Raw genomic sequence first — 9,567 nt, forward strand, 5'->3', positions numbered from 1 at the left:
CGACCCTAATATTCTTTTAAGAACTTATGTTGCAGAAGAAACCATTTATGAACAAAGTCTTTTTATACTCTAGCTATTTTATCTTCGTCTTATTCGGGTTTAATGCATATGCTGAGGGAGAGAATACTGTCTCAATTGGAAAGTTTTCTGAATGGGGGCTGGAGGAATGGGAGTCGGTCGAATTCAATGATGAAACCTCTTATCGTTTGAAAGACGAAAGTGATAATCCCAAACTGAAGGTTTTGCATGCAATTAGTCAAGCTTCTGCTTCGGGTATGTTCAAGAAAATGAAAGTGAATATACAGAAGACTCCCTTTTTAAATTGGCGCTGGAAGGTCAATAAACCCTTAGCGAGTTTGCCTGAAGAAACGAAGCAAGGCGATGACTATGCTGCGAGAATCTATGTAGTCGTTTCTGATGGCTGGTTTTTCTGGCAAACCAAGGCCTTGAATTATGTCTGGTCGAGCCGGGAAGATGCGCCAGCAAGTTGGCCCAATGCTTATGCGCCTGACAACACTCTGATGATACCCTTACGAAATAATAGCGACGGCGCAGGGCAGTGGCATATAGAAAAACGAAATATTCAGGAAGATCTGAAAGCCTGGCTCGGCAAATCCTATGACGAAGTTGAGGCGATTGCGATTATGACTGATGCCGATGACTCCGGGTCGAATGCCGAAGCTGAATACGGTGATATATTCTTTTCGGAACGGTGATAGGGATTTCACGGATGGTCAAGTTGCTGAAATCCTGCAGTCTTAAAAACGCGCCATTCCCGTAGTCTTAAAGACGCGTCATTCCCGCAGTGTGTTAAGCGGGAATCCATTTTGCTTGATGCGCCGTGCTAGGTATCATGGATCCCGGCTGAAGAGCACACCGGGATGACGATAGTGCACCCTAATGCCAAACAACCGCTTGGCGTGCTTCATACCAATCATCCAAATGAGGCTTGTAACTCGACTCAATAACATCTCGCTTCATCTTCATCGTCGGTGTTAGGTGCCCGCTGGCGATGCTCCACTCATCACTGACAATCGTCACGAACTTGATATGCTCATGAGGGTCAAGTGTAGAGTTTACGTCCTTGATTAAAGATTGAAAGCTAGAGGCAAGCTCTGCTTTAAAGTCATCACAGCTTGTTTTTTTGGCCGATGATTCGGCTAATACTACCAATGCGTGAGGTTGTGGGTACTCAGCGCCCGATACACAAACCATCTCAATGTCTTGATGGCCAATAATCTTATTCTCTATTGGCGCTGGCGCAACGTATTTACCTTTACTGGTTTTAAATATTTCTTTGGTTCGTCCGGTAATCTTAAGGCGTTTAAGTTCATCAATTTCACCACGATCCCCGGTTTTCAAATAGCCATCTTCAGTGAACTCAGCCTTGGTTTTCGCCTCATCCTTGTAGTAACCCATCATCAGGGTAGGGCTCTTGATTTGAATTTCACCTTGCTCACTGATTCGACAATCAACACCAGGTAAAGGTTCACCTACGTAACCAAGGCAACTTCTGCCTGGCTGGGACATATGAGAATAACCAAAGTTTTCAGACATGCCGTAGCCTTCGAGGAGTTCAAGACCAAGCTTTTGGTACCAGGCAATCGTATCTTGACTTAGTGGTGCAGAGCCACTCGCAGCATAGCGTACATCCTGCAGACCAAGCGTCTTCAATACGCGTTTTTTCATATAGCCTGACAGTAAAGGAATCTTCATCAAACGATCGAGCTTTTGTTTTGGCATCTTGGCAAAGACACCTGTCTGGAATATTGTCCAAATTCGAGGAACCGCCAGGAACAAGGTAGGGTTTGCTCGGTTCAAGTCAGCGACAAAGGTATCGAGTTTGTCGGCGAAAAATAATTGAAAGCCAACAGATATAGAGGCCATTTCGACTACAAAACGCTCCATCACGTGTGCCAAAGGAAGGTAAGAAAGCATTCTGTCTTGATCAGTCACTTTTAATGAGGCTATCGCGCCTTGTGCAGCATAGGCCATGCTATGGAAAGATAGCATCACGCCTTTGGGGTTCCCGGTGCTACCAGAGGTATAAACAATCGTGGCGATTTCATCTGCTTCGCGAGCTGTATTTTCACTTAAGGCTTCATTCTTTGCGACAATCTGATCCCAGCTAGTATACTTTTGCTGCACTTCTTCCGGGCTTAAGTCAAAGGAAATACAGGGTAAGCTTTCTGGAATACCGTCTTTCATATCGTCCCAATCATCAAGCTTACCAGCGAATAGGACTTGTGCTTCGGAATGCTCAAGTATATAGCTGACGGTATCGGCGTTTAGGGTTGGGTAGAGCGGAACGGTAACGTGTCCTGCCATCCAGATTGCCCAATCCGCCATGACCCACTGAGCGCAGTTTTTTGACAGTAATGCTATGTGGCTCTTGGCTGGTAAATTAAGAGTCTTCAAATAGTTCGCCATCTTTCTGGCTTCAGATACGGCTTGTTGCCAGGTATAGGTTTTAACTTGTCCATTGCCAAGAGGTTGCGTGAGGTAAATGTCCTGGGCCTTTTCCTTTTCCCAGCGATAAACATGTTCAAGTGCGAGTGGAATCTTTCTATCGTTCATTATTATTCCTTTGTAAACGTAGCTATTAGATTGTTATTGGTTTTTAAATTCTGCAGGAGAATTGTACAGATAAGGAGCGTTAATCCCTTGACCCTAGGTTTTAAAATATTGACGCTGGGTTGCACTTGTGGAAGGCTCAACCTAAAGGTTGGGCAGCTACAACAAGCTCAATTGGTCACTAGTAATCTCGTTATATGAGGTGCCTAAGAAGCTGACTACACCATCGACAATAGGTGCGATTTGTCTGGCGAGATACAGGTCATAATCAAGTGGTGATACAAGGTGTTCTATAGGCTCAGGCCCATTCACGGTATAACAATAAGAGACCCAGCCGCCATTTTCATAACGTGGCGCCTTGCCTTCGCTGACTAGCCACTCGTCAGCTTTTTTGGCGGCTTGGGCATGAGGGGGTATATTCGAGGTGTAATCTCTGAGTTTTCTTCTTAAGCGCTTTCGATAGATCAACTGGTCGTCGTATTGCCCGCTTCGTATCCCGCTAAGTAATTGTTTGAATAACTAGGCAACTCGGGTTATTCTAAATTAAGACTGTTTGTCTTCTTTGTACTCTTCAGACTGCAATTTACCAATCCCTTTTAAACGATCTCTAGGATTGACGAGCATTGGTCTGGTTAGAAGTAAGTTGTTTGGATATATAATAACTTCACGCGCTTCACTGATTAGTTTAGTGCTGAATAAGTTAATTTCAGAAATATACCCCTCGACGTAATTATCGCCATCAATCACTCTGACGAAGTTGCCACGCCTGAATGACTTTTGCACTAAAAGAATAAAAAATGAGGTGATGTTACTTAGTACCGACCACCCGGCGAATAACGCCACACCAGTGACCGCCAGAATACTGGCAGACAATGTCAGGAGTCCTTTGAAGTCAAAACCCCATACAAATAGAGTGACTACCACTGTTCCGATTAACAGCAACACATTTACTGCAGCGAGCGCGGTTTCTTTCGATTTGTCTTTTAGATTTCCGTGCTCTGCATGTGCGATGATTCGTGGTCGTAGTACGTATTTAAAAAAGCCGTAGATAATGATGATAACCAACGTTAGCAACACATTTACTTTGTACATTGAAAACCAGGCCAAAAGCTCATCAAACATTTTTTACCTCAAGAATACTTTGCTTCAACTTCATACTTGTTGTCTGTCTACGAGCATAAGCTATTCATAGTTTACGCTCATTCTATCTTCACTCTGGATATACTCCGACTCGGGGTCCACAAGCGCTCGTCCTGCCATTGCGGTTCGACCCAGCAACATAGGATATCGCATATTAGAGCGGTCAGTTAAGGTGATAGGTATCGTCCAATGACTTTTCCCAATGCAGACACTCGCTTCAATCAAGCAACGCTTCTCTTTAGCCTCATTATTGGTCTTAACAAGCCTTTTGTCGATGAGTTTTGCTGACCGTCTACTCGCCCTTCGGTCAGGAAAGACATCCTTTGGTAAATCAAAACTGACCCAAGTTTCATTATCCCTCTCTTCATACTCAATATTTTCGACGTGCAAAGATGAGTTGTTAGCGCCGGTGTCAACTCTTACCTGAACGTTGAATAAATGTAGTCCAGGTAGGTCAGCGTACTCGACTGCACCTAGTAAGATCTTTCCATCCAGGTATTTCGCGAAGGAACTTCCCACAATTGTTTGCTCCTCACTTAGATTTCTATTCTTGGAAAAGTTATCATGGCTCATTTAACAATACCTCGGATTCACTGACCAAATTGTCATTCATTAGTTCTAGATTTTCAGCCACTTCGTTTGGCTTGGAAAAATAAGCAATATGAAATAATGCTTCACCCTCCTGTGCTAATGGGATGTTCTGTTTACCAATAATAATACCCTTAGCATGACTCGTGATGGTGTCTAATACTCGACCAAACGGGTCTTGAATATCTGCCAGCGCATCGCCTTTCTCCACGAGCTCACCAAGCGTTCTTTTATAACGGATAAAGCCACTGTCAGTTGACCTTACCCATCCTGACTGCCTAGCAATAAAAGGTTCATATTTAAGCTTGCTTCGTCGTTTGGTAAGCATATCTAATGAACGCATAACGTTAACGATGCCTCTTACACCCGCACGAATAGATAATTCATCAAATCGCAATGCTTCACCTGCTTCATATAAAAGTACTGGTACGCCCAGTTCTCCAGCAGATTCTCTCAACGATCCATCCCTTATATCGGCATTAAGTACAACAGGCACGCCAAAGGCTTTTGCAAGTTCATTTGTTCTTTCATCATCTAAATTTGCTCGTATCTGTGGCAGATTTGAGCGATGAATCGCACCTGTATGTAAATCAATCCCGTAGTCCGATTTTGAAACGATCTCTTTCAGAAACTGGTTTGCAATTCTTCCTGCTAACGACCCTTTAGTCGAGCCGGGGAAGCTTCTGTTTAAATCTCTTCTGTCAGGTAGATAGCGGCTTTGTGAAATGACGCCATAAACATTTACAATGGGGACTGCTATGAGCGTTCCCTTCATTCCTCTAAGTTGTTTACCTTGAATTAGGCGACTAATAATCTCAGTACCATTTAACTCATCACCATGAATCGCAGCGCTAACGAACAATACCGGGCCATCTTTTTTACCGTGTTTCACGTATACCGGCATCGACATTTCGGTGTCGGTATACAGCGCAACGGTGGGCATTTCAATGTATGCTGATTCACCCGGTTTGATGTCACGTCCTGCTATGGAAAAGCTCTGTCTCATTGTAATATCTCAACTAATATTTGCATTGTCTCAACTAATAACTAACCTTTCCCTTTAGTTTTGGTTGCGTTGGGTTTTGCCTTCTTTTCGATATGCGAAATAATCATCCCCGCTACATTTTTGCCGGTAGCCGTTTCAATGCCTTCTAGCCCCGGGGAAGAGTTCACTTCCATGACAACGGGCCCGGTAGCACTTCGAAGAATATCTACACCGCACATTGATAAGCCCATTGTCTTTGCTGCATCGACTGCTGTTTTTCTTTCAGCTGGCGATAAGCGAACTATTTCAGCCGAGCCCCCTCTGTGTAGGTTTGAGCGAAACTCACCAGGCGCAGCCTGACGTTTCATTGCAGCAACGACTTTATCTCCCACCACAAGACAGCGAATATCAGCACCATTTGCCTCCTTAATGTACTCTTGTACAAGGATGTTTGCTTTTAGACCCATAAATGCCTCAATGATGCTTTCGGCTGTCTTTGTCGTTTCCGCTAATACAACACCAATGCCCTGAGTGCCTTCCAATAACTTAATGACAACGGGTGCGCCACCGACATTCTTAAGTAAGTCATCTATCTTGTCAGGCCGATTTGCGAAACCTGTTCTAGGTAAACCAATCCCTTTTCTAGATAACAGTTGTAAAGAACGAAGTTTGTCCCGTGACCGGCTAATCGCGACCGATTCATTAATACAATAAGTTCCCATCATTTCAAATTGTCTGACGACCGAAGTACCGTAGAAAGTAACCGAAGCTCCTATTCGTGGAATGACAGCGTCATAAAGAGGTAAGGGCTTACCTTTGTATCTCACAGAAGGTTTGGCGCTGGTAATATCCATATAACAATGCATTGTATCGATGACATCAACAGTATGCCCCATCTCTTCTCCTTCTTCTTTTAGTCGGCGAGTAGAGTAGAGCTCTGGGTTACGGGATAGGATTGCTATTTTCATTGGGATACCTCCAAACATTGTCAGTTGAGCTTGTGTAAATCTGTCGTAATTTTGGGCCTGATTTTTTAAAGCGTAAAACGAAAAGAATTTGTGTTGACGACAAAATTTATTAGGTGGTCGAATGACGAAACTAGTATGACAATAATGAGGATAGTGCTATCAATCAGTTGTTTTGGAATCTACTATGATGAACGTCTTAACAATGCCTGACAGATTAACCAAGAGTCAGATAAAAGAAAGTTTTTATAGAACCTACAAGCTAGTAAACCGAGTCACTAACGGAGTGAGTACCGGCGAGGTTTTTAAGCAGGGTGAGAGAGTTGCTTATTGTGAGGGTTTAGATAGTGATGAACCATTTCAATACCTCAAGGGTGTTGTTGACAGTCATATCAGGAACGAAATTAGACTGAGAGAAAATAGCATGCCTGACCTAACAGCATGGTATCGCGCAATTTGTGAGACCCTTCCAATTGAAAGCCGCAAAACGAACGACATTATCTGTGAACTTTTTAAAGCAGGTCGCGAGTATGTTTCGCTAAGTGACTTGGCTGGGAAAGCCGAGATATCAAATACCTCTGAATTATGCTTTTTGTTGTCAAATTTAGCACGAAAAATGTGTGACTCTATACCTTATGAACCGCCCTGCCAGGGTGATGGTCGCGATGCATACCTGGCCTTAATTTGTGATAGTTCTCCTTTAGGTGATAGGGTTAGACTTAATTGTCTCTTTAGTACTATATTTAAGGACTATTGGCATAAATAGGTTAGCTCGCTGGCCTTAACATAGGCGACATCATGGACATTGAGTTATTACGTACATTTTTGGAAGTAAAGAATACGCGTCACTTTGGTAAAGCGGCTGAAAACTTATACCTTACCCAAGCAGCGGTCAGTGCTCGTATCAAACAATTGGAAAATGTATTAGGTGCGAAGCTTTTTACTCGCTTTAGGAATAACTTACAATTAACGGTGACAGGTGAGCGCCTTATTAATCATGCCGAAACAATTATCATTGCATGGGAAAGAGCTCGCCAAGATGTATCGCTACGAAAGAAACAAAAACACGTAATTTCTCTCGGTGCCACAACAGGTCTTTGGGACCTGGTGCTGCAAGACACATTGCACCGACTTCATCGCGATTTTCCAGAAATGGCATTGAGGACGGAAGCGCACAATCCAGATATCTTAACCCGGCACCTAATGGAACGTACATTGGATGTGGCGCTTATTTATGAACCAGCGAAACTCAATGACTTGGTATCTATACCCATAACCCCCGCCGAACTGATTTTGGTTAGCACGAATGCTGACGCAACAGCAGAGGAGGCAGTCCAGCAACGTTATATTGCCATTGATTGGGGTTTGTCGTTTCAAATGAGTTTTACTCAGGTGTTTTCAGATAATATATCACCTATTCTTCATACTACGCTTTCACGAATAGCGCTTGAATTTATGCTTGAATTTGGCGGCAGTGCCTATTTACCATACCGTTTAATTGAACCCTATATCGACAAAAGCCTTTATCAAGTTGCCGATGCGCCGGTCATTGCTAGACAAATCTTTGCGTGCCATCATCGAGAGAACATTCATACGAACGAGATAGAAAACATTCTCAATGTTATTAGGGCGCTTGAAATGCCTGTAGAAGACGCTCCAGAGATTGAAGTGCCAGAAATAATAGAGATATAGAGGGTTATGACATGTTAAGTATTATCCAGCTCTCTGACGATGGTAAGAGTCAAGAGCTCGAAGCAATGTCGATTGATGATCTAATTTCCGGCGACTTACTCACGAGCCAAAAGCTGTGGATTGATCTTACGACCGAAGATCATGAAATAATTAAACGTTTGCTCACAGAGCTAAATATTGACCACCTTGCTATTGAAGATACCCTGCGAAAGAGCCACCCGTCAAAAATCGAGTTTTTTGACGAGCACTTATTTATTTTGTATCGCGGAATTCGTGCCATTGAAGATGATATATCTTTCCAACATCAGTCGATTGGACTCATTGTTAAAGACAACATTCTGGTTACTGTTCACCCGGTTAAATCGGTTGGGGTAGAGCAATCTAAAAAAGCCTTGCGTAAACTCAAACATATATCTCCTATGACGGTCGCTATTCAAATAATGAAAGCAGCATCGAGTGTTTACCTCGAGAAGTTGCTTAATTTTGATACTCAACTTAGTGAGATTGAGGAGCAACTCGAAAACAATGCAAATGACCAACAGTTGAAAGAGCTGACAAAGTTTAAGTCGCGGCTGGTAAAACTGACGCGGACATTTAATTATCATACGGACATAAGTGAAGGCTTACATAAAGAAAGTGATGAGTACGCATATTTCGACAAGGCAGCTTGCGAGCATGCAATTAACGACTTAGATGATCGTTTCCAGCGCCTTTTTACACTTGCTCAGATGCACTACGATATTTGCGGAGATTTGATCGATGGTTATTTATCGATATCAGCGCATCAGCTGAATGAAACGATGAGAGTTTTAACGGTCATCACCGCTGTGTTTGTGCCACTAAGTTTTTTGGCAGGGCTATATGGGATGAACTTTGACTATATACCTGAACTCAAGGTTGAGAACGGCTATTTTTACCTGCTCGCAATCATGTTGTCGCTATCAACGGGCTTAGTTTATTGGTTTAAGAGAAAGCGCTGGCTGTAAAAGCCAACGTTCAATTGAAAAAGTTAGCACTAAGCTTGACCTATCGAAATAGAGATTTCAACTAGAGCGTACAAACAGCAAGAAAAGCTTAGTCGGCTAAAGCCAAAAACTGCCGTTGAAGGGCATTGTCGAAATGGCCTAGTTCTCCTGATTTAAAGATGTCGAAGAATTTTGATTTTGAAGCACTAAGCACTACCTTTCTGACAGTCTGTCTTCTCCACAAAGTAGACATCTGAGAGTTGTTAGATTCGAATCGGTTTGTCTGATACCTGCCAAAAATATCATTACAGAGCCGGAGGTTTGTATAACGCTCATTGCTCGGCTAATATGGATTCTAAAATCGCGTTTCAGAAAAAGACTATTAAACATGTTGCATGATTTCAATGTCCTGCCATTTCTCAGAGCATCCTTTTGTTTCTTGAGCCTTTGTTTATTTAGCGTCCAAACGACCTCGAAAGAACTTCACTTTGTCACCGTTGAGCATGCTCCGCATAGTTTCGTAGAAGCTGGGAAAGTCGTCGGAAGCGTTACACAACTGCTACATGAGATTTTTGAAACAATGGGCTATCAGCTGGAGATTACTTCGGTCCCAGCAAAAAGAGCACTTTTAATGGTGGAGGGCGGTCTTGTTGACGGG

At 43.0% G+C, this 9,567-nt stretch carries 11 protein-coding genes; 5 read left to right on the top strand and 6 right to left on the bottom strand.

Going from position 1 to position 9,567, the window contains the following annotated elements:
- Positions 1-47: 47 nt before the first annotated feature.
- A complete protein-coding gene (locus tag A3757_RS02270; protein WP_197469663.1) occupies positions 48-716 on the top strand; it encodes a DUF3047 domain-containing protein in 669 nt (222 codons plus the stop codon).
- Positions 717-897: 181 nt separating this feature from the next.
- On the opposite strand, the gene A3757_RS02275 is transcribed toward A3757_RS02270, so the two are convergent.
- From A3757_RS02275 to rimK, 6 genes are all read right to left on the bottom strand, one after another.
- Positions 898-2,577 (bottom strand): AMP-binding protein, encoded by a 1,680-nt coding sequence (locus tag A3757_RS02275; protein WP_068508844.1) that lies wholly within the window; start codon positions 2,575-2,577, stop codon positions 898-900.
- A 156-nt stretch (positions 2,578-2,733) separates the two neighbouring features.
- Positions 2,734-3,042 (bottom strand): hypothetical protein, encoded by a 309-nt coding sequence (locus A3757_RS02280; RefSeq protein ID WP_068508842.1) that lies wholly within the window; start codon positions 3,040-3,042, stop codon positions 2,734-2,736.
- A gap of 75 nt (positions 3,043-3,117) precedes the next feature.
- A complete protein-coding gene (locus A3757_RS02285; protein ID WP_068508841.1) occupies positions 3,118-3,696 on the bottom strand; it encodes a mechanosensitive ion channel domain-containing protein in 579 nt (192 codons plus the stop codon).
- 60 nt (positions 3,697-3,756) lie between these two features.
- The gene (locus A3757_RS02290; RefSeq protein WP_082865127.1) at positions 3,757-4,287 is read right to left on the bottom strand and encodes a RimK/LysX family protein; all 531 of its coding nucleotides are present in this window, start codon (positions 4,285-4,287) and stop codon (positions 3,757-3,759) included.
- Complete coding sequence (locus A3757_RS02295) at positions 4,277-5,308, bottom strand: succinylglutamate desuccinylase/aspartoacylase family protein (RefSeq protein ID WP_068508839.1); 1,032 nt, start codon at positions 5,306-5,308, stop codon at positions 4,277-4,279. Before A3757_RS02295 ends, A3757_RS02290 begins: the two co-directional genes overlap by 11 nt.
- A 41-nt stretch (positions 5,309-5,349) precedes the next feature.
- Positions 5,350-6,255, bottom strand: a complete 906-nt coding sequence (gene rimK, locus A3757_RS02300; protein WP_068508826.1) for a 30S ribosomal protein S6--L-glutamate ligase — start codon at positions 6,253-6,255, stop codon at positions 5,350-5,352.
- Positions 6,256-6,439: 184 nt separating this feature from the next.
- On the opposite strand from rimK, the gene A3757_RS02305 reads away from it, so the two are divergent.
- The 4 genes from A3757_RS02305 to A3757_RS27460 all read left to right on the top strand — a co-directional run.
- Positions 6,440-7,018 (top strand): hypothetical protein, encoded by a 579-nt coding sequence (locus tag A3757_RS02305; protein WP_068508825.1) that lies wholly within the window; start codon positions 6,440-6,442, stop codon positions 7,016-7,018.
- A 32-nt stretch (positions 7,019-7,050) separates the two neighbouring features.
- Positions 7,051-7,944, top strand: a complete 894-nt coding sequence (locus A3757_RS02310; protein WP_068508821.1) for a LysR family transcriptional regulator — start codon at positions 7,051-7,053, stop codon at positions 7,942-7,944.
- Between the two features lie 11 nt (positions 7,945-7,955).
- Positions 7,956-8,930, top strand: a complete 975-nt coding sequence (locus tag A3757_RS02315) for a magnesium transporter CorA family protein (RefSeq protein WP_068508819.1) — start codon at positions 7,956-7,958, stop codon at positions 8,928-8,930.
- A gap of 367 nt (positions 8,931-9,297) precedes the next feature.
- A partial coding sequence (locus tag A3757_RS27460; RefSeq protein WP_231878191.1) for a hypothetical protein occupies positions 9,298-9,567 on the top strand: 270 nt, incomplete at its 3' end.

The organism is Oleiphilus sp. HI0117 (assembly GCF_001635235.1).

Excerpts from the sequence above, each read along its gene's own strand:
- A3757_RS02295 (WP_068508839.1), bottom strand. The coding sequence starts at position 5,308 with ATGAGACAGAGCTTTTCCATAGCAGGACGTGACATCAAACCGGGTGAA.
- A3757_RS02270 (WP_197469663.1), top strand. The coding sequence starts at position 48 with ATGAACAAAGTCTTTTTATACTCTAGCTATTTTATCTTCGTCTTATTC.
- A3757_RS02305 (WP_068508825.1), top strand. The coding sequence starts at position 6,440 with ATGATGAACGTCTTAACAATGCCTGACAGATTAACCAAGAGTCAGATA.
- A3757_RS02275 (WP_068508844.1), bottom strand. The coding sequence starts at position 2,577 with ATGAACGATAGAAAGATTCCACTCGCACTTGAACATGTTTATCGCTGG.
- A3757_RS02310 (WP_068508821.1), top strand. The coding sequence starts at position 7,051 with ATGGACATTGAGTTATTACGTACATTTTTGGAAGTAAAGAATACGCGT.
- A3757_RS02315 (WP_068508819.1), top strand. The coding sequence starts at position 7,956 with ATGTTAAGTATTATCCAGCTCTCTGACGATGGTAAGAGTCAAGAGCTC.
- A3757_RS02285 (WP_068508841.1), bottom strand. The coding sequence starts at position 3,696 with ATGTTTGATGAGCTTTTGGCCTGGTTTTCAATGTACAAAGTAAATGTG.
- A3757_RS02290 (WP_082865127.1), bottom strand. The coding sequence starts at position 4,287 with ATGAGCCATGATAACTTTTCCAAGAATAGAAATCTAAGTGAGGAGCAA.
- rimK (WP_068508826.1), bottom strand. The coding sequence starts at position 6,255 with ATGAAAATAGCAATCCTATCCCGTAACCCAGAGCTCTACTCTACTCGC.